Annotated in this window: 17 protein-coding genes; 7 read left to right on the forward strand and 10 right to left on the reverse strand. The window is 57.6% G+C overall.

Annotated elements, in window-relative coordinates; genetic code table 11:
- Positions 1-150 precede the first annotated feature (150 nt).
- Genes IPP95_13515 through IPP95_13525 form a run of 3 tightly spaced genes read right to left on the reverse strand, consistent with a single transcriptional unit; the run spans position 151 to position 4,657 of the window.
- Positions 151-3,936 (reverse strand): ATP-binding protein, encoded by a 3,786-nt coding sequence (locus IPP95_13515; GenBank protein ID QQS72176.1) that lies wholly within the window; start codon positions 3,934-3,936, stop codon positions 151-153.
- A 53-nt stretch (positions 3,937-3,989) separates the two neighbouring features.
- The gene (locus IPP95_13520; protein QQS72177.1) at positions 3,990-4,433 is read right to left on the reverse strand and encodes a hypothetical protein; all 444 of its coding nucleotides are present in this window, start codon (positions 4,431-4,433) and stop codon (positions 3,990-3,992) included.
- Positions 4,433-4,657 (reverse strand): DUF2188 domain-containing protein, encoded by a 225-nt coding sequence (locus tag IPP95_13525; protein QQS72178.1) that lies wholly within the window; start codon positions 4,655-4,657, stop codon positions 4,433-4,435. Before IPP95_13525 ends, IPP95_13520 begins: the two co-directional genes overlap by 1 nt.
- Before the next feature lie 174 nt (positions 4,658-4,831).
- On the opposite strand from IPP95_13525, the gene IPP95_13530 reads away from it, so the two are divergent.
- From IPP95_13530 to IPP95_13540, 3 genes are all read left to right on the forward strand, one after another.
- Complete coding sequence (locus tag IPP95_13530; GenBank protein ID QQS72179.1) at positions 4,832-5,899, forward strand: ImmA/IrrE family metallo-endopeptidase; 1,068 nt, start codon at positions 4,832-4,834, stop codon at positions 5,897-5,899.
- A 227-nt stretch (positions 5,900-6,126) separates the two neighbouring features.
- On the forward strand, positions 6,127-6,582 hold the full coding sequence (locus IPP95_13535; protein QQS72180.1) for a hypothetical protein: 456 nt from the start codon (positions 6,127-6,129) through the stop codon (positions 6,580-6,582).
- Positions 6,583-6,636: 54 nt separating this feature from the next.
- The gene (locus IPP95_13540; protein QQS72181.1) at positions 6,637-7,077 is read left to right on the forward strand and encodes a hypothetical protein; all 441 of its coding nucleotides are present in this window, start codon (positions 6,637-6,639) and stop codon (positions 7,075-7,077) included.
- 107 nt (positions 7,078-7,184) lie between these two features.
- Here IPP95_13540 and IPP95_13545 read toward each other — a convergent pair whose 3' ends face one another.
- The gene (locus tag IPP95_13545; protein QQS72182.1) at positions 7,185-7,520 is read right to left on the reverse strand and encodes a hypothetical protein; all 336 of its coding nucleotides are present in this window, start codon (positions 7,518-7,520) and stop codon (positions 7,185-7,187) included.
- Positions 7,521-7,954: 434 nt separating this feature from the next.
- Between IPP95_13545 and IPP95_13550 the strand changes: the two genes are divergently transcribed.
- Entirely contained in the window at positions 7,955-10,744 is a 2,790-nt protein-coding gene (locus IPP95_13550; protein ID QQS72183.1) for a T9SS type A sorting domain-containing protein, read from the forward strand.
- A 17-nt stretch (positions 10,745-10,761) separates the two neighbouring features.
- On the opposite strand, the gene IPP95_13555 is transcribed toward IPP95_13550, so the two are convergent.
- Positions 10,762-11,724, reverse strand: coding sequence for an NAD(P)-dependent alcohol dehydrogenase (locus IPP95_13555; GenBank protein ID QQS74276.1), 963 nt, complete (start codon positions 11,722-11,724; stop codon positions 10,762-10,764).
- Between the two features lie 295 nt (positions 11,725-12,019).
- Complete coding sequence (locus IPP95_13560; protein QQS72184.1) at positions 12,020-12,823, reverse strand: universal stress protein; 804 nt, start codon at positions 12,821-12,823, stop codon at positions 12,020-12,022.
- A gap of 201 nt (positions 12,824-13,024) precedes the next feature.
- On the opposite strand from IPP95_13560, the gene IPP95_13565 reads away from it, so the two are divergent.
- From IPP95_13565 to IPP95_13575, 3 genes are all read left to right on the forward strand, one after another.
- Positions 13,025-13,516 (forward strand): hypothetical protein, encoded by a 492-nt coding sequence (locus IPP95_13565; GenBank protein ID QQS72185.1) that lies wholly within the window; start codon positions 13,025-13,027, stop codon positions 13,514-13,516.
- A gap of 176 nt (positions 13,517-13,692) precedes the next feature.
- Positions 13,693-14,172: a cupin domain-containing protein gene (locus IPP95_13570; protein ID QQS74277.1), complete on the forward strand. Its 480-nt coding sequence runs from the start codon at positions 13,693-13,695 to the stop codon at positions 14,170-14,172.
- A gap of 116 nt (positions 14,173-14,288) precedes the next feature.
- A complete protein-coding gene (locus IPP95_13575; protein ID QQS72186.1) occupies positions 14,289-15,272 on the forward strand; it encodes a hypothetical protein in 984 nt (327 codons plus the stop codon).
- A gap of 291 nt (positions 15,273-15,563) precedes the next feature.
- On the opposite strand, the gene IPP95_13580 is transcribed toward IPP95_13575, so the two are convergent.
- The 4 genes from IPP95_13580 to IPP95_13595 form a co-directional block, all read right to left on the reverse strand.
- Entirely contained in the window at positions 15,564-16,253 is a 690-nt protein-coding gene (locus IPP95_13580; protein ID QQS72187.1) for a class I SAM-dependent methyltransferase, read from the reverse strand.
- Between the two features lie 482 nt (positions 16,254-16,735).
- Complete coding sequence (locus IPP95_13585) at positions 16,736-17,674, reverse strand: HNH endonuclease (protein ID QQS72188.1); 939 nt, start codon at positions 17,672-17,674, stop codon at positions 16,736-16,738.
- A gap of 1 nt (position 17,675) precedes the next feature.
- Positions 17,676-18,449 carry an HNH endonuclease gene (locus tag IPP95_13590; GenBank protein QQS72189.1) on the reverse strand — a complete coding sequence of 258 codons (774 nt, stop codon included), beginning with the start codon at positions 18,447-18,449 and terminating at the stop codon, positions 17,676-17,678.
- Positions 18,436-18,840, reverse strand: coding sequence for a hypothetical protein (locus tag IPP95_13595; GenBank protein QQS72190.1), 405 nt, complete (start codon positions 18,838-18,840; stop codon positions 18,436-18,438). The genes IPP95_13590 and IPP95_13595 overlap by 14 nt, the downstream gene beginning before the upstream one ends.
- Between the last annotated feature and the right edge of the window lie 360 nt (positions 18,841-19,200).

Consider the following 19,200-nt stretch of genomic DNA (forward strand, 5'->3'; position numbering starts at 1 on the left):
TTGAGGTTGGGGGGCAGTACCGGAGGAATATGTAGGAGGTTTGGGCGTGCCCCCGCCTCAAATGCAGCGCCGTCGGGCTTTTCCCTCCAAGTCCTCGGCCGGATTACCGGCCTGTGGGCTTTCCGGTACAATCCCTAACGCGGAGTGCGCTCACAAGACAGCATCCATATAGTCTTCAACCTGTTCGCGCTCCAAGCGCATACTTGCATACTCCATATGGTCGTCGAGTAGTCGGATGTACTGGATTTGCTCTGGCCGCGTACAGGCTTTTCGCAGTTCTTTTAGGAACGAAACCCGCTGGCTGTACTTGGGTACGAGACTACCTCTAGTAATGCCTGAGCCCTCGTTGAAGAGCACGTCCCTGAAGAGCTTCTCCGAGGGCATGTAGGCCAATAGACTTGCAATGAGTGCAGTCCGGCGATCAGGAGGGAGATCATGCGCCATGTCGAAAAGAAGCCTCATGCGCCGCTCGTTCGAATGGTGTCGCTCAATCTCATCCGACAAGAACTTATCCTGCCTAGCAAGCAGAGCCGACTCAATATCGGCACTGTCCAACTTCAGGAAGGAGGCTAAGTATTCGTCATCCCCATAGAAACCATCCTTCAACGTTTCAACGGCGTCAAGTACGGTTGACAAAACGTGTTCGGTATCGTCACGCTTCCAGAGAAATTCAAATGCACCTATCTCATCACTCGGATCAGCGGGTCTTGATCGCTCATACTTCCATCCAACCCACTTCGACAGGAACGATGGGTCGAGGTCGAGCAGGTCATCAAACCAACCACGCTGCCGGTCAATGCTGTACTCAGTTGCTGCAATGAAGTATGCGCGCTGAAGCAATTCAAGTTCATCATGGAACACGCGCTTCACATCCTCCATTGGGTACCATTTGTCATAGAACAAGTCATGGAAGGCCCATGGAACAGAGTTATCACCGGGGAACCGGTCTATGATGTATCGGACAACGGCCACTGTGATTCCGGGGTCGTAGGGCTCGAAGCGGTGAAGGAGGGTAATTGGAACATGGAGCTGCTCTTCCTGACAATTCAAGATCCGTTCACGGAACGAACGTGCAAGTTCCTTGGCCTTTTCCGGATCGTCACGAGTGACAAGCTCGAAGTACTCAATGGTCCAGAACCAGCGGTTCATAAACGGGTGCTCGTCAATGAAGTACAATATTTCCTCCTTGCCTTGGGCATTGAACAGAAGTGGTAGTAGAACCCCACATGGAATGTTTAACCGGTTGCCTTGACGGAGATGCCCCAGAATGGCCGCAATGGCATCAACAGGCTGGTCCTCGAAATGACCAATAATTACTTGAGCCAGCGCGAAGTTGATATCCTGCGGCCAATGACCTCTACTTTCTGTCCGGGCTATCACGCTCGTACGAGCGATTGTCTTGCGAAGCTGAAACGGACTAAGACTTGCGCCAAATTCACGTAGGTCCTTATGCCAAAGCTCTTTCCATTCGTCCCTATCAAAATCAGCGTATCGGCTTCTATCCAATACAAGGAGACGAGATAACTCAAATTCAGGATTGGTGAAGCGCGCGGAAATGGTCAAGAGCACTTTCAGGTTGTGGCGCATCCAGGAATTGACCATGTCATGCACGAAGAAGCAGTGCTTCAAGTTTGAGGGCTTCAGATGGTCGTTGAAGAACTGTAGGATCTGGTCTGCATCAGCCTGCTGAACAACCTTATTCGGCTGGGTACAGAATGAGTTCTTGTATGAGCGCAGAAGGTCGAACACCTGAGCACGGTGACCAGGGTTGACGAACAAGCCGAACGCATATGACCATAGCTGGTTTCTAAGTTCCAGCATTCCAGTTGATGGACCTGCTTGGTGATGGGAAATGGTCACGACATTCCTTCTACGGCCCGATCCGAAGTGTCTGTATTCCAAGTGGAGTCCTTGCTCTGCAAAAGCGAAGAACAAACCTGTGACCAGCGAGTCGGTACCTGTTGGGTCAAGCGCTACCAAATCTTCTAGTGCTTTGCGCTGGACGTGATAGTCGTGTTCGAAGGAGCGCTGATCAACACCAAAGGTTTGCAGGAAGGCTTGTCCGACTTCCGGTGCCGAACTGGGCTTCTTCCTCAAGAATTGCAGCATAAGTTTCAGTGCTTCCGTACGATGGACGTCCACGGTCTGACCAAAGCCATCCAACACCTTCAATGCATCCGGACGCCAGTGTACTTGTTGTCGCGCCTTGTCACTGAAGTCTGGAGAGGCAGATCCCTGTTCGGTAGGCATTGCTTCTATGAGTCCACGCGCGAAGGCGAGTGTGCGAGTTGGATCCACGAACCAGAAGTACTCGTGGTATTTCTGTTGAGCCTTGGAGTTGCCTTCGGCCTCGAACCGCGCTAGTGCTACCTCAGCGGCTTGTCTCACTTTGGCAAGAGTCTTTTCGGAGTCGAAAGCGCTGAACGTAGAATTGAGCACCTCAGCCACTCGTGAAGGCTCTTCCTCAATGAAATGTGCGATTATCGCAGCCAAGTCGATGAACGGTTCCTGTCCAAAAACTGAGCGGTGAAAGAGGTATGCCGCGAGGACTTGGTCCGCTACCCTCCCGACGCCTTGTGGCATCATGTCAATGACCTCTATCCGATGCAACCGACTCGCCCCCTCCCAGAATTCATCCTCGCTCAATTGAGTGACGGCGAGGATCCTGGCCATCAGGTTCTCGTCCCCTCGATTAACAGTGCGCAACATGGAGAATATAGCCGCGACCTTCAGCTCCTGTGGTTGGATTACAGTGGTTAGTTCGTCACCGAGGCGGGAGTTGAAATAGTTGTTGTAGATGTCCTCCACGGACCTGATGCTCTCAAAGGTTTTCTGTTCACGTGCCACCTCTCCGATCATGGCCGCGAGACGCATGTTCCCTTGAGCCTGCCTGGAAATCTTGTCAAGGAAGCGATGGTTACGAATACCATACTCGTCCTTCAGGAACTCTGCGATCTGCTCATCAGTTAAAGCTTGTACTTCAATCACTTTGGCGGCACCGAACTCGTCCACCACTCTTGCAACATCCTTCTCGGCATACCCCCGCACGGTTAGGAGCAGTCGGAATTGCCGATCGCTTCCGCTGTCGGTCAGCAGGCGCATCACGTGTTTGAGGCGCCCTTTTTCAAACAGGTTCGCGTCGTCCACGAGCAGCAGATAGTCGCCTGCCTGACCGCACGTCAGGGTAAGATCTTCATACAGGTCGAGGCTCTTGTCAACGATACATAGAGATCGTATTTTAATGTGTGCAGAACAGTATCGGTTAGTCACCTCCAGGGCCAATCGGGATTTGCCAACGCCTGGTTTACCACGTAGTATTACGATTGAGTGGGAGCCAAGTGCGGATAGAACTTCTTGGACTTCCTTCTCCCTAAATCGGAACTTCGTCTCGTAGCTGGTGGCATACTTCCCTTGCGACGCATGCCGCTTGAATTCCTCCTTCGAAAGAAGTTGGCCGGTGCCGATCGAAATGCCTAGTTCATCCTTTGCGATATCGACTGACCCTGAGGATAGCTCAGGTGCCAAAATGCTGGGACCGATGATTTCCAGCGGGCATTTGTGGCGTCGTGCCAGCTGTTGCAGTGAGGCATGGTCAGAAGCGCTGAGCCCACGGTTGAGACACAAAACGATTTTGCCGACACGAGGCTTCGCTATGCCGGTGAGTTCCTTTTTCAGGCACTTCGCGTAATCCTTCTTTAGCTTTTGCAGCAACCCCTTGCCCTTCTCTGTGGTGCATTGCATGAAGCCGTATTTCTTGCGCGGAAGTTGGAACCACCCATCGTATGGTGCCACACGGGTCTTGTCCTCTCCTAGCACCCGACCCGTCGCATCTATCGGGGGATAGCCTAGGCGTGGTAGTATCCTTGTACATAGGCGCTCGAAGCGTGCTTGGTTCATGCGCGAGAGCGCACCTTCGATTTGGCTGGTCTTAGACATGGAGTTGGAATGCCGCGGTTTTCATCAAATACTTTCATGCAAAGTAGTTCCTGCTAAGCTCTTCGTGCTATCGCCGCGATGACGCATACTACGGTCAGCCCGGCAAGAACGCCCTTAACCGTGTCGGTCTGTTTACTCGCTTTGACGAAGTTCAGTGTATCATTGACAAAGTGCTCGCAGTTGTAATTGAAGGCATCGTACTTCCATCCTATGCGTGAGTTTCCACGATCGATCACGCCTTGGCGCGCCCATTCATCGCCTCGGAAGGAAGTGATCTCTGTGATCCTGCCAACACGAACGAGGAAGTGATCCATGCGCGTGAAAACCACTCCCTGTCCGACGAGGTTCTCTACAACCCATGCATCACCATTGGCGTCATAACCCCAGAACAGCGCGTAGTGCTGAACGAGGTCAAAGAGGCTCTTGGGTGATTTGATAAGGTCAGCGGAGCGCAGGCCATGGTTGGCTGCAATCTGAAAGGAGTTGTTCCTGGTCATTAGCCTTTGGGGGGATAAGGGTCTTTGCCATGACTGTCCTTGTCCCGGATCCTACCATCCGGGCGATGGATGATCAGCTCGGATCCGTTGTTCTTGGAGATCTCCCGACCGATCTCGATGGCCTTCTTTTGAGTCGGCACGACCACGGTCGCGCGCTTCCCACCTTCGCGTTTCACCGCCCAGTCGTTTCCGTGCGGGACTACATGTTGGTTCTTCTTTCCCATCTTCGTTGTATGTTTCTGCTTGCAAAACTATCTCGCTCTGGGCGCGGATTTCAGGTTGATCGACACTTTCAGTGCGTTGATCGACGATCTTCGGCGATCGATCGACAAGGTTGACGAATAATGTAAATGTATATACATTTGTCAACCAAGTCCTAAACCCTCAACACAGCACAAATGGACGACGTCCACAGCACCTTCGGCGAGCGCCTTCAACTGGCGCGCAAGATGGCTGGGCTTTCCTATCAAGGTCTGGCCGACAAGCTGCAAGGCCTCGTGACCAAACAGGCGTTGCACAAGTACGAACAGGACACGATGATGCCTGACAGCGAGAAGTTGATCGCGCTGGCGAATGCATTGGACGTGACCGTGAACTTCTTCTTCCGACAAGACCCGGTGAAGGTGGAGTTGGAGCATATTGAATTCCGCAAGACGTTACGCCTGCCCGCCAAGGAGCGCGATGCGATCCTGAGCCGCATCACGGATGAGATGGGCCGCTACTTGGAAGCTGAGCGCTTGATGGGTGCCGGAAAGAGGTTCGTGAACCCGCTGGCGAAGGAGGACGCAGTGACCGAGCCCGAACAGGCGGAAGAAATGGCGGAACTCCTACGGAGACGCTGGAAACTGGGGGTGGACGGGATACCGAGTGTGTATGAAACCTTGGAGCAACAAGCGATCAAGGTGATGGAATGCCATGCCTCCAGCCCATTCGATGGCTTGAACGCACGAGTGGACGACCACATGGTGATCGTGATGAATGACGAGAAGGAAGTGGTGCGCAAGCGCTTTACCGCAGCGCATGAGCTCGGACATGCGTTACTGAACATTCCGGATGATCTCGATCACAAAACCAAGGAACATATCTGCCATCGCTTCGCCGGGGCCTTCCTGTGGCCGCGTGAGCAGTTCATGGACAGAGTGGGGCCAAGGCGCGCGCGCTTCATGCTGGATGAACTGGTCGAGTGGAAGCAACGTTGGGGCCTTTCGTTCAAGGCGATCATCCGTCGCTCATACGACCTCGGGATCATTAATGATGCCACCTACAAACGGTCGCTGATCAACTACAACATGGCGGGTTTCGGCAAGGGTGAGCCGGATGATTACAAGATGCCCGAGCGCACGGTGCGTTTCGAGCAACTCGTTCTTTCGGGTTTGGCGCAGGACATCCTTTCGCTGAATCAAGCGGCCGACCTGATGAATATGAAGATGGGTGACTTCCGCAAGAAGTACAGCGAAGTGATATAATGGGTGCCACGACGAACCTTGGATCGGAGTCATTGTCCCTTCGGGCCAACCCTGCGGGCGCATGCCTCTGGTCTGCCCATACTTCGTTGTTCCTCGGTCGGAGACTTCCAGTATCCTCCCTCGTCACGCCTCGTCTGGCCAAACCATAGTCAAGCGTGACAACCGACCGAGGTTCGTCGAGGCACCCAGTCCTGGTCGTGACGGATACCAATGTGTTCATTGATCTGATGAGCGTGGATGCCCTTGAGGCGTTCTTCGCATTGTCGTTGGAGGTGCACACGACCGGGTTCGTCACAAACGAATTGAACAAGGAGCAGTCAGCGTTACTGGTCCCACATATCGGCGGCGGACGAATGCTCATCGATCGCTTCACGGATGTAGAGATCAGGGAGATCATGGAGATGACCACACGGAATGTGTTGCACTTCACGGACCGTTCAGTCATTCACTTAGCCGGAAAGCTGACCGCGACGGTCCTCTCCGGAGATGGTCGATTATGGAAGGAATGCAAGGCTCGGCGGCTGGACGTGCATGGTAGTCTCTGGGTGGTCGAGCAGATATGGGTCAAGCAGCTTGTTCAACCAGTTGCGTGCATTGATAAGCTGAAAGCCTTGAAGAAGATCAACTCGCGACTTCCGAAGGATAAGATCGATGCGTTGATCGAACGGATCAGGAAAGGATAGGTTCTTCACGTGCGCCCCCCATCCGCCCCACCTTTGTCCAAAACCCATTCACCCATGATCTGGAAGAAAGGACGCGGCACCCTCGGGCCGCTGGCACCGCTGTTCGGCAGCTGGGAAGCGGGCGCCGACTCACCGATGGGCAAGGTGCGATGCACGCGCGTGTTCACGGCGGTGCTCGGCGGCAAGTACATCGCGCTGGATTGCGCGTGGCACTTCGGCAAAGGCGCGTATGAAGAACGAGCGCTCTTCGGCGCGGACAATGGCGTGCTCTCGTTCTGGTCCTTCACCTCGGATGGCAAGCGCAGCAGCGGCGTGCTCAGCACTGCGCCTGATATTCACACCGACGCCATCTGTTTCGAGGCGAAGATGCCGGCAGGTATTGCGCGGCAGGTCTATTGGCCCCACGCCGACGGCGGCTTCAACTGGGCGGTGGAGAGCAGGACGAAGAAGGGCTGGAACCGGTTTACGCTGCACCATTACCAGGTCAAGCAGTAACGCTGTCCTGACAGCCATCGAACACAGATCGGCCAGTAGGTGTTCCGAAATCCGATCCTGTCCCGGCCGTTCAACTGGTGGCCGAGAGGCTCCACGAACTCAAACCGCTATTTCATTTTTACCATCGAAAGCACCCTGATCGGGTTCGCTTCTTTGCAGCGGTTCTTCATGCGTAATGGCAGGTAGTCGAAGCGTACACGGAGGCCATCGACCATGAACTCCTCTTCCAGGTCGGTCGGGTCCAGCAGGTACTCCACCTCTTTGATCTGAATGGTCCACGGGCAGCCATCCTTGGTCGTGGCCTGATGGATCACGCCTATCGTGCCGTTCTTTTTCGGTATTTCGGCCGGGGGCGATAGCGCTTCCTGTTCTGCAGCAACAGGAAGCTCCTTTTGCGGGGTGCAAGCTGCGAAAGTGAGGGTAGCACACAGTGCGAGGAGCATTTTCATAGCGGCGTTTCTTTAGGTGGTCGGCGAAGTGCAACCTGCGTGCCATGTACATGATGATACGCTTCCGATGGAGTTGCTGTGCAATGTAGCCGAGATCCTCCAGCAACTTGCGGCATATCCCCGCAGCATAGCAGATCTGCGGGTCCGCGTGATGGCATGATCCGGGTTCGATCAGGTGGGGACCGGTCCGGGATCCAAAGAGTGATGGAATATTATTCCGGCCCTAAGGCGCGGAGGTCATAGTTTGTCCCAAAACAACCTCTATGCGCTCCTTTACCTCAGTAGTATCCGTTGCACTCTTTGCCGTGGGCACCGTCGTTCTTGCTCAGGAGGCCCCACAGGCTCCTTCTCCGAACGTGGCCGGTCCCTCGACCTACACCGGGGTCATAACCAAGATACGGGAGGTGCCGTCGCTCTCTTCGCGGTCCATGTTGAACCCTGCAGTGCCTTTGACCGAGGCTCCGAATGACGGGAGGGCATCCAAGAATCTGGTGGTGCCGGGTAAGGACAGCCAAACGCAGGACGATGTCCTCGCCAGCCATCCGGATCGGCTCAAAGGACAGGTCAAGAGCCGGGACGCTTCGCTCGTTTTCGATGTGAACAACAACGTTTCATCGCCATCGGACCCCACGCTGGGTGTTGGTCCTGATCACGTGTTCATCGTTTTCAATACGGGCTTCATCATCTACGATAAGGAAGGTAATGCGCTTACAGGGCCGTTGAACACGAACAATATCTTTTCCTCAACCGGTTGTTGCGACCTCACCGCTTCCTATGATGCCGCGGCGGACCGTTGGGTGTTATCGCTCCTGGGCAACGGGGCCGAGGTTGCTGTATCGGAAGGACCTGACCCGTTGACCACGTCATGGAACCTCTACTCGGTGTCCCAGATCAGCGATTATCAAAAGCTCTCCGTTTGGAGCGATGGCTACTACATCACGGACAATACTTCGTCGAACAACAAAGTATGGGCGTTGGAGCGGTCGGCCATGCTTGCCGGAGCCGCAACACCCGGCATCCAGAGCTTCAACCTTCCCGGCATCGTCACAAGCGGGTTCCAAAGTCCGCAGGTACTTAACGTTACGGATGCCAACATGCCCGCTGCCGGCGGTGCTACGGCGATCTACCTGCAGGATGATGCATGGGCCGGGGTCGACTTCGATCACATCAAGGTCTGGACGATCGATGTGGATTGGGCCACACCGGCCAACTCCTCGGTCTCGGCGGCGACCCAGTTGGCGGCCACACCCTTCATTTCGGTGTTCGATGGCGGGAGCTTCTCCAACCTGGCGCAACCGGGAGGAGGCACTAGCCTCGATGCATTACAGGCCACGATCATGAACCAAGCGCAGTTCCGCAAGTTCCCGGGGCACAATTCCGCGGTCTTCAACTTTGTTGTGGATGCGGATGCCACGGCAGGTGAGTTGGCCGCCGTGCGCTGGTACGAACTGCGCCAACCCGCCGATAATGCACCTTGGGCCATTGAGCAGGAAGGGACCTACACCGCTGAAAATGGGAAACATGCTTGGAATGCGAGCTTGGCGATGGACCAGTACGGCAACATAGGCATGGGCTATACGAGCATGGCCGGGCCCACAACACCAAGCCCTACCAACTTTCGCGTGAGTTCGTACTACACCGGGCGCTTTGCAAGTGACCCGGCCGGTACCATGACCGTTTCCGAGGAGTTGATCTCAGCAGGCACCGGCAACATCAGCGGCTTCCGATATGGTGATTATGGCAAGATCGATGTGGATCCGGTGAACGGAAAGGAATTCTGGTACATCACGGAGTATAACCATGGCGGTGGTGGTGCCGATGTGGTCGGTGTATTCCAGATCGCTTCGGACTTCACCAACGACGTGGGGGTGATCACCATCGACACACCAACGGACGGGGCGTTGACCAATGCAGAGCCGGTGACCGTTACGGTATTCAACTACGGTCAAGGCCCGGCATCCGGTTTTGATGTATCGTACCAGGTCGATGGGGGCGCGGTAATTACCGAGCCGTATGTGGGCACCTTGGCCTCTGCCGTATCGGCACAGCACACCTTCGCCACAACGAGCGACTTCTCCACCGTCGGTCAGACCTACGCCATGCGGTCGTACACGAGCTATGCCGCGGATGAATTCCACGGGAACGATACCACCACGCAGAACGTGACACACCTGTTGGGAATTGACCTTGGCGTTACGGCGATCACAAGCCCGTCCACCGGGACCGGATTAACGGCCACGGAGAACGTGACCATCGGGATCACCAATTTCGGTAGCGTTACCCAGACCTCCGTTCCGGTCTATTACACGGTGAACGGAGGAACGCCGGTGCAGGCGACCTATACCGGGTCCATTGCGGCCGGGGCATCCGCCAATTACACGTTCACGGCCACGGCGGATCTCTCCGCGCTCGGCCCTTATAGCCTTGTGGCCGGAACAGAGGCTGTTGATGACGGGGACACGAGCAACGATGACTTCACGAAGGCGGTGACCAATAACATCTGCCAACCGATATCCAATTGTGCGGGATACAATGATGGCGTAACGCAGCTCCAGTTGGCGGACCAGAACATCCAGCCAGCTTGTGGCACCGCGCCTGAAGGGTACAGCTACCAGCCCGACATCGTGTTCAACTTCGTCTTGTCCGACAATCCGTTCGTGTCTTCCTTGGAAATGGGATATGACGATTCCGACTTCGCGATCTGGATCGACTTCAATGATAATTTCACGTTCGAGACAAGTGAACGTATCGCAAACGGTACCGTGCCCAATGCGGATACCAACTTTCCGTTCACGGTCAACCTTACAACGATCACGGGTGTAACGCAGGGCATGCACCTCATGCGCGTCCGGGGTACCGATGGGAATAACCTGCTGCAACCCTGTGCGAACATGAACTACGGCCGTACCAACGATTACACGGCGAACATAACGGGCACGGTGGGTATCGGGACCGATCTTGCCAACGCAGCGAACCTGAACATCCGCCCATTGCCCGGTGCGCAGTTCTTGCTCACCTATACCACCACCCCGTCCAGCGAGAAGCTGCCGGTCTCCATCTACGATGCGAAGGGCCAGCTGCTGGCCTACTACACGTTGGACAACGTTGGTGGTGTGTACTCCCGCACGTTGGACATGTCGCACACGAGCGCAGGTGTGTACATGGTGAAGGTGGGTACCGCCACGCTGAACGTGGTGAAACGCATCGTGGTGGAATAAAGGGAGGGGACGAAAGGTCAAACCACCACCACCACGTTCCCGACCTTTTCGCCGGAGTCCACGTAGCGGTGGGCCTCTACGATCTGTTCCAGCGGATAGCACCGGTCGATCACGGGGCGGTACGAACCTGCGGCAGCTAACGAAGCGAACAGCTCCGCGTCGGCCTGCGTGATCTTCGGGACGGGGAAGAGCACGCGCTTGCCTCCAAGCAGCGGCGTGAGCATCGCCAGCAACGGGTTCTGAAGCCAAGGGCCCAGCTCGGTGGAGAGGTAGATGCCCTTCGGCTTCAGCAATGGCTTGCAGCGGCCGAAGCAGCTTTTGCCCACGGCGTCGAACACCAGGTCGAACCGCTCCTTGCTTTGGATGAAGTCCTCCTTCAGCCGGTCGATCACGGTGGTGGCCCCGAGCGAGCGCACCAGCGCCATGTTCAGGGTGTCCGCCACGGCGGTGACGGTGGCGCCCAGGTGCCGGGCGAGTTGCACGGCCGCCGAGCCGATGGCGCCCGTGGCCCCGTTCACCAGTACTTGCTGGCCGGGCCCCACGTCCGCGGCGCGCAGGTCGCACAGCGCGTAGTGCGCGCCCTCGCAGAGCGGCGCGCAGGCGGCGTGGTCGTGGCCCTCGGGTTGCAGCGCCACGGCACCTTCGGCATTCACGCACACGTATTCCGCATGGGCGCCGAAGCGGTCGTCCTCGGTGAAGCCGAATACGCGGTCACCGACGGAGAAGCGCTGCACGCCGGTGCCCAAGGCGGCCACCGTACCGGCGTATTCGCAACCCGGCCGCGTGCGCTTCGGACGCAGGAACCCCGCGTAAGGCCGCACGATCAGGGGCTTGCCGGTGCGGAAGCCGCTGTCGGTGCGGTTCACGGTGGTGGCATGCACCTTCACCAACAGCTCGCCTGCACGCGGTGTGGGCACGGGCACGTCCATCAGATGCACCACCTCCGGCGGCCCGTAGGCTGTATGCACGGCGGCGCGCATGGTGGAGGGGAGGGAGGACGATGCGGACATGTGTGGAAGGTTGCTCGCAATAAAGTAACGATGCCCCGAACCGCCATGGAACTAAGGAACAACGGAGAGCGACGGGGATGGACGGCTTGCACCGGCCTTCCCGGACCCTGCAGCTCTTCGCGTGTGCTGAAGGCCATGCGCACCCTGTTGTTCCTGCTCTTCCTCGCACCCGCGGCGGTTCAAGCCCAACCCGCCTTGCCGGACATCCGCATCACCGTGATGGCGCACCTTCACCAGCACCTCGCAGCCAGTGCCCATACCCCGGTCATCCTTGGCGCAGCACCAGCAAGGGGAGCTTGGTGTGCAAGGCCATGCGCTTGGCGGTGCTGCTATGGAACAGCCCGTCCAGAAAGCCACGCTTGCGGTGTATCATGGCCACCAGTTGGATGCGGCCGCCCGATGCCATGTCGTTCACAGTATCCACTACACTGGCGCCATGTACGGTGATGTAACGGTGTTTGATGCCCTTCAGCGCCGCGTCGATGGCGGTGTGGTCCATGCCCTTCGTGAAGCTCACCGCATTCGTGCGCACATGGGCCACCAACACCTCGGCACCGCAGCGATGCACCAGATCGATCAGGGGACGGAGCGTTTCCGCTTCAAAGGGTTCGCCGTCCATGGGAAGCAGGATATGCTTGATCGGTCCCGGCTCCCAATGCGCCGGCACGGTGATCACCGGCAGCCGGGCCCGTTTGATCACGGTGGACGAGTTCCGGCCGATCAGGAGGGTGCTGCTTTTGCCCTGTGCGCCCATCACGATCAGGTCCCCGCCCTTGCTCGCCGCAATGTCGTTGAGCGCTTCGGGCAACGCCACATATGTGGACACCTTCGCCACGTACACGCGGTCCGCCCGTTTCCGCAAGCGGCGCTCCGCCTGCCGCAAGCCGCTCCGCGAATCCCGCGCCGGCAACAACGTGAGGTCCGGCAGTAGGGTATCGGGATAGGTCTGCAGCGTGAAGCTGTTCACCAAGGTGTAGCGCACATCGTCCGTGCCATAGACGTCCATGGCGAAGTGGGCCGCCTTCTGAGCGGTGTCACTGAAGTCGGTGGGGAGAAGAATACGTGTCATGATCGATCGGTTGGTGTCCTCTAAAGCTCGGAATTTTGCCGGAACCCGGTATGACGATCATCACCTGCCGTGGAAGGTTGCCCGCAAGAAATTAACGACGCGCCGATCCGCCATGGGACTACGGAGCAACGGAGGACGATGGCGGTGAAGGCTTGCATCGGCCTTCCCGAACCCTGCAGCTCTTCGCGTGTACTGAAGGCCATGCGCACCCTGTTGTTCCTGCTCTTTCTCGCACCCGCGATCGTTCAAGCCCAACCCGCCCTGCCGGACATCCGCTTCACCGTGATCGATGAGCGCGGCCGTCCGCTGCTCCTGGATCCGCAACCCCGTTTCGCGTTCATCCTCACCGCCGACCATCCGTACATGGACGACCCGGCCGGCAAGCACGAGGGCTGGTCATTGAGCGGGGAGGTGATCCGCGATGGCTGGCGCAAGCGCACGGTGTACAACGTGCTGGAGTGTTGGTGTACGGACCGCAGGGTGACGCTGCAACACGAAGGTGCGGTGATGCGTTTGATCTTCCCGGACGACCACACGGACAAGCATCGCTTGGTGGAGCGTGGCGCGGGCAGCGGCGCCCCGGAGGTCATTCCGTTCCGCCCCGGCACGGTGTACTTCATGGACCTGTTGGACGGTCCCGTGGCGCTGAAGGTCAAGCGACGGATGGTGCGGCGAGCGGGGCTGCGGAAGTGAGCGCGGCCTCGCCATCCCGGCCACCGTTCCATCACCGGAACATCCGCATTCGGTATATCCGCCATGGCTTAACTTCATCCATTGGACCAGCCACCATGCAGCGCCGCCGTTTCATCCTCACCGCTTTGGCGGCCACCGTTTTCGTGACGCTGGCAAAAGCAACCGACCGCATCATCATGTCGATCAAAAAAGGCTTCAACACACGCGCAGGCGAGACCCGCAACGGCGAGCGCTTCACCATGAAGGGCGTCACAAGGAACACGCTGGACCTGAAGATCGGCAGCGCCGATACCGATGGCGGCATGGCCGTGTTCGAGCAGATCGGTGAAAGCCCCAACGGCGGCCCGCCGCTGCACGTCCATCCCGCGCAGGATGAATTCTTCCACGTGCTGGAGGGCGACTATCGTTTCCAAGTAGGGGAGGACGGCTTCCCCGCTTCCGCCGGTGATACGATCTTCCTGCCGCGCAATGTGCCACATGCCTTCATCCAGCTCACCGAGCACGCGCGCATGCTGGTGTGCTACCAGCCCGCCGGCGACATGGAAGGCTTCTTCCGCGAGACCGCACAATGGACCACACCGCCGGATAAGGAGGAGATCGCGCGGGTGTTCAGCGCGCACGGCATGGAGGTGGTGGGGCCGCCGCTGAAACCGTAGGGGACCGTGAATTGCGGCGCGCCACGACCCAGCGGGCGCCGGGGGAGCCACGCCCATGGCGGCTCCCATGCACGCAGGGATCGAACCGTGTCGCATCTTCGGTGTACCGTGGCCCGATGCGATCCCTCTTCCTTCTGCTGTTACTTGTTGCGGCCAAGTGTTCCGCACAACCCGATATGCTGCGGTTCACCTTCACGCTGGCGGAGGATGTTAAGAAGCCCCGCCCATTCACCAGGGAACATCGGGTAGAGCAACACTACCGGGAGCGTGTGCCTTACGTGGGCGTGAACGGCACTTGGCTGAAGCCGGATGTGGTCCTCCCGTTGCAAGGCGGGCCACTGTTCACGGAACCGGCCGCGCATTGGCTCACCTACGCTCCGGTGGAAGACATGGCGGAATCGTTCGTGCTGGTGATCGCGGGGGTGGATACGCTGCGCATCGACCTGCCGGAGCACATGGATGTGCTGCGCGAACGCGCCTACGCGCGTTGGGACCGCGACACGCCGGAAGTCCTCCGTTTCCGCAAGGGGCGCCACGCACTGGAGGAACTGGTGAAAGGTCCCTGGTGTACGGAAGCCGCGGACCGGTTGGCACTGCGCATGATCGCCGCGGATGAAGCAGCCTACAGGAAGGAACTCGTGGAACTGGCGGCGTACTACCGCGCCCAACCTCCACCGGTGCCACCCACCAACAAGGAGCCGCCGCATACGCCAACTGCTGAAGAGATCGAACGCGAGATCGCGCAACGGCCCGGCCTGCAGGAAGTGAAAGTGGACAGCGTTGTTGCGGGCAACGTGTGGGTGCGCATCAGCGGCCGGGTAATGCTCACCGGTGGTTGCGGTAGCGGGATGCCGCTCTATGGCGTGGAACTGCGCAACGATACCGGCTGGGTGGAGCGCATCCCCTTCGAGCTGGAACAAATGGATTGCGGCCTGCCGTGGGCGGACTGGACGGACCAGCGCTTCATGATCGCACTGCCGGTGTGGCTGCGTGCGAATACCCGCGAAGGAGAGGGCGAACTGAGATCAAGGAACTATCGCCTGGTGTTCATGGGGGCGAACAGGGAGCGGATGCCCACGGGGCCGTTCCGGGTGGACTGACGGGTGCGGCGCTTGGCTCAGCGGCCTCTTGGCTGCTTTGGCGCATTTGGGGTTGTAGGCCTTTGGCGGCGCCTCGCCGGTATTGGTTTCAGGTGGCGGTATTCCGCCGAGCGTTATTCAGGCTGGCAGGCCGGTCGGCTGTTGGCTAGGCTGAACAGGCCAATGCGTGGCTTCGGGTTGTTGACAGGGAGCGTCGGGCGGCATTCATGATGGCCGGAGGCCGTATGGCGGTTGGCACGGGGCACCCCGGATGAAGCTCCGGGGTTGGGCCGAGCGCCGGGGTGGGGACACCTATCCGTTCGGCACTGCCACCACCACCAAACTCTCCGGCTTATACCGCTTGCCTTCGTACTCCACTTCCGGCTCTTTTAGCACGGTGATGGCGGAAGGTGTAAAGCCGTTGGCGCGAAGGGTGGCTTCCAAATCGGCCTGTTCGTACATCGCGAAACCGTAAGGTGCGAAGGGCAGCTTTTCCATGGCGCTGCGCGTGCGGAGTACGGCGGTGAAGGTGCCGCCGGGTTTCAGCACGCGGCGCACTTCGCGGAGGTGTGCGGCGGGGTCGTCCCAGAAGTACACCACGTTGATGCAGAAGATGCGATCCAACTGCGCATCCGCGAAAGGCATCCGGTCGCTCGCACCGTGCGCGAGGGACAAGCTGCCGGATGCAATGAGCGCTTGGTTGTGCGCGGTGGCTTGTTCCACCATGTCCCGGCTGAAGTCCAGCCCGTGCAGTCGCAGGCCCTTGGCTTGGCGCGCCAGTTCGCCGAAGAACTGTCCGTTGCCGAATCCGATCTCCAGCACATGCTGTCCCTCGCGCAGGTCCAAGGCTTTCCACGCACCATCGTACATCGGCCGGTTCGCGGCATTCATGCGTTGGCCCAACTTGCGGGCCATGAAGCCCTGCGGCTTGCGCAGTTGCGCGGCCATCTGCTGCGGCGTAGGACCTCTGAAGAGCAGGCGCAGGAATTCGATCGGACCCATGGTGCAAAGATGTGGGTTGGGTTTTGGCTGGATGGTTCAGGCCGATGAGAAGAAGGGGGGTGAGGTTGAGCTCACTGGGATCCTTTTGGATGGCCGGAGACCGATCGATGGTTGGCACTCGGGAAACAGGTGAGCGGCGGGGGCTTAGGCTTCTTGGGCCCCTCATCTCGCGCGAGTGACTTCGCTCGTGCGCATACCCTCTGCACTCACGCCTCATCGTATGCAAACCCCAAGTGCGGGTCGTCACAGCTCCACATATGCGCCAATACATCATGGACTAAACCTGCACACAGCTGGCAAAAGGCACGAGCGTGGTCCGATATGCATCGGACACTCGCGCCAGAAAGGGGTTGTGTGAAAAAGGGGCCCGGCCGTTGATCTTGTTTTGATTGACCGAAGACAAGCTCTTGCCCAGATAGAGACGCATTTCTTCCAAACTGATAGAGGCCATGAGCGGTTCGTTAAAGAAATAATTTTGAGTGTCAGTTCCACTTTTCGGCAACATTCGCTTGGTGCCAAGCCAAGGCGTCGTTATGCAGCCTATACTGAGCTGACCGGGATTCGCGAATGGGTTTGCCAGCGAACTCATGCAGAAAAGCACAAGACTCAATTTTTAGTACCTGCTTCGGCACAAACACCTTGCGTTCAACCGGCTGAATTCCAAAAAGGCCGAGGTCGAATGCCCAATGCAGGGTGGAGGTGAGGGCCAAGCCATTTCGGATATCATCGCTACCTCCGTGCTTCAACGGTACCACATGCGCCGCTTCGACTTCTACCAGACCAGAAGGAGTTCGAAGACCAATGCCACTCACGGCGCAAAGGGTATCGTACTCGTAACGGACACTTGAGCGGAACGCAGTGCCTCGTGCTATCCGCGCTTGCGTGGTGGTGACGCGCTTGATCTCATCGATAGTGGTCTGGAAAGGCTTGAGCGCAATGGTCACCAACTGTAGACGCGCTTCATTGATCTGCTTCTGAACGACCGGTGGTTTATCGTGCCACACGAGTCCCCAGCGCCTATCTCCGACGAAGCCCAGCAGATCAGCATATTCTGGTGTGCCTTGCTTCACGAGTGAGAACCGATACTCCTCCAAGGTGTCGATCCGCCGTTGCATGACGAGCACATCATTCTCCACAGCAAGTGCGCGGAGCAGCAGCATGCCATTCGTCAATCTGCTTTCAGGCGAGCGTGTGCCACCCCATGTCTGGAATTGATACCGAACGGACGATTCCGTGATCCACTGGGTTCCCACATAGAGGTCAACATCGAGCTGGCGATCCACCGTGGGAGACTCCTCTTCTGTATGCTCTTCAGCCAAGGCAGGAAGGAATTCCCGCAGGTCTTTTGGGAAGGCAAGTCCAGCTTGATGGCCTTTCGCCGCTCCGGAGTCGTTATGTGCAAGTCTCTTGAAGAATGGCATCTCACAACTTCTGCGCGGCCGTCCTGTGGCGACTGAGCAATTCGGCGTCTGGCTCGAATCCTTTGGACAATATCAGAGGCTTCCCATCAAAGGCAGTGAGCCATTGTGCTTCGGCCAGATTCCCTATTAATCCTTCGACAAGGCGAGGTGCTACTTGGACCATGCCGTTGTTAGTGACCCAGAGCAGACCACGATCGAAGGCCTTGTCGTGAAGAGCATTCAGGCAAAGGCCATTGCGGACGTTCAAACGGTTCGTTTTATCCTTTGCCCAAGGAACAATGTGACTGGCGACAAGAAGCTGGGGCACAGCCAAACCGGTGATGCAGCACGTATTGTTGTATGCTGACAAAACACGGCGCCGGAAGAAGTCCTGATTCACACGTAGCTTCACAATTGCTTCGCGCTCCTTGCCTGCAGGTGGAAGGTCATCGGTCATCACTCCGGCATATTCCAACAGGTCTTGGCCTGTGTACTTCGCCATCAGGCGTTGGCTCTCGAAGGCGAGGGCTTCCGGGTTATTCGCAAACTCACTCCAAACTTCCTCTTCTCCCTTTGCACCATGATCCGCACCCTTGATGTTTCGCACGTGCAACGCTGGGTCAAGCCGAGCGAAATTGGCCAGCTTGTAGGAGACGGCTCCGACCGACCGACCGATCAGCTTCGCCAATGCCTGCAACTTCGGATTTCGCATGTGGATTGTTCCGAAAGGAATCTGGCTATATAAGTTGAATGCGAGAATGTGTTGCTCGCGGTTCCAGTTATCATTCTTCGGCATGGGCGTTGTCTGTGGTTGAGAAGGTCATCGACCATTTGATTGTCGGCCCATAGAGCTGATCAACCGAGTCGCGATCTTTGAAAGCATTCAGGTCGAAGATCGGCGTTTGGATTAAGTGTGCCACATGCCACGCCCAGTAATCAACTAACCATCGTGAGGCTATGAGCGCGAAATCATGTCCATCCAACTGCGGTCCCCCAATTAATGCCGTTGTGTTGTCCATTGACCAGTATCCCTGAACCACCCCGTGAAATCTATGCATCACCTGAAGAGCGGAACTCGTGCAAATCGCACACGCACTTCCATCGGCAAACTGCCACTCATCGCAGTCTGTGTTGTAATGCTCTTCCTCCCTAAGGTCTAGAACGAAGCGTAAGATGTCATCCTTCATCACGGCATGTTCTTCAATGGTCTGTCCAATGCAGGGATCAGCCATTGCAATGCTTCGCGTTCGTTCTTCGGGGTGGGCTTCGTGGGTTCCATGGTTGACGATTTTAAGGGCAAACTGCCGCTTATAATGTAGCCAGATCAAAGTGCAGATCCAAATCCTGTTGAAAAGTTTAGTCCCATATTCTCTAATGCCCCAAAGCCCAACTCGCCTTCGCCCAAGCCTACCAAGCCGACCAGCCCAATGCCCCTGAGCCTACCGACCGACTCGGCCTTCGTAGCCGAAGCGGCTACTTCGGCGAAGGAGGCGGCCGCCGGCCCCAAGGCCGAATACCTCGCCTACCACCGCAATGAGATATTCGCA

This window comes from Flavobacteriales bacterium, assembly GCA_016700415.1.
Classification (GTDB): domain Bacteria; phylum Bacteroidota; class Bacteroidia; order Flavobacteriales_F; family PHOS-HE28; genus PHOS-HE28.

Excerpts from the sequence above, each read along its gene's own strand:
- IPP95_13515 (QQS72176.1), bottom strand. The coding sequence starts at position 3,936 with ATGTCTAAGACCAGCCAAATCGAAGGTGCGCTCTCGCGCATGAACCAA.
- IPP95_13520 (QQS72177.1), bottom strand. The coding sequence starts at position 4,433 with ATGACCAGGAACAACTCCTTTCAGATTGCAGCCAACCATGGCCTGCGC.
- IPP95_13525 (QQS72178.1), bottom strand. The coding sequence starts at position 4,657 with ATGGGAAAGAAGAACCAACATGTAGTCCCGCACGGAAACGACTGGGCG.
- IPP95_13530 (QQS72179.1), top strand. The coding sequence starts at position 4,832 with ATGGACGACGTCCACAGCACCTTCGGCGAGCGCCTTCAACTGGCGCGC.
- IPP95_13535 (QQS72180.1), top strand. The coding sequence starts at position 6,127 with ATGAGCGTGGATGCCCTTGAGGCGTTCTTCGCATTGTCGTTGGAGGTG.
- IPP95_13540 (QQS72181.1), top strand. The coding sequence starts at position 6,637 with ATGATCTGGAAGAAAGGACGCGGCACCCTCGGGCCGCTGGCACCGCTG.
- IPP95_13545 (QQS72182.1), bottom strand. The coding sequence starts at position 7,520 with ATGCTCCTCGCACTGTGTGCTACCCTCACTTTCGCAGCTTGCACCCCG.
- IPP95_13550 (QQS72183.1), top strand. The coding sequence starts at position 7,955 with ATGTTGAACCCTGCAGTGCCTTTGACCGAGGCTCCGAATGACGGGAGG.
- IPP95_13555 (QQS74276.1), bottom strand. The coding sequence starts at position 11,724 with ATGCGCGCCGCCGTGCATACAGCCTACGGGCCGCCGGAGGTGGTGCAT.
- IPP95_13560 (QQS72184.1), bottom strand. The coding sequence starts at position 12,823 with ATGACACGTATTCTTCTCCCCACCGACTTCAGTGACACCGCTCAGAAG.
- IPP95_13565 (QQS72185.1), top strand. The coding sequence starts at position 13,025 with ATGCGCACCCTGTTGTTCCTGCTCTTTCTCGCACCCGCGATCGTTCAA.
- IPP95_13570 (QQS74277.1), top strand. The coding sequence starts at position 13,693 with ATGTCGATCAAAAAAGGCTTCAACACACGCGCAGGCGAGACCCGCAAC.
- IPP95_13575 (QQS72186.1), top strand. The coding sequence starts at position 14,289 with ATGCGATCCCTCTTCCTTCTGCTGTTACTTGTTGCGGCCAAGTGTTCC.
- IPP95_13580 (QQS72187.1), bottom strand. The coding sequence starts at position 16,253 with ATGGGTCCGATCGAATTCCTGCGCCTGCTCTTCAGAGGTCCTACGCCG.
- IPP95_13585 (QQS72188.1), bottom strand. The coding sequence starts at position 17,674 with ATGCCATTCTTCAAGAGACTTGCACATAACGACTCCGGAGCGGCGAAA.
- IPP95_13590 (QQS72189.1), bottom strand. The coding sequence starts at position 18,449 with ATGCCGAAGAATGATAACTGGAACCGCGAGCAACACATTCTCGCATTC.
- IPP95_13595 (QQS72190.1), bottom strand. The coding sequence starts at position 18,840 with ATGAAGGATGACATCTTACGCTTCGTTCTAGACCTTAGGGAGGAAGAG.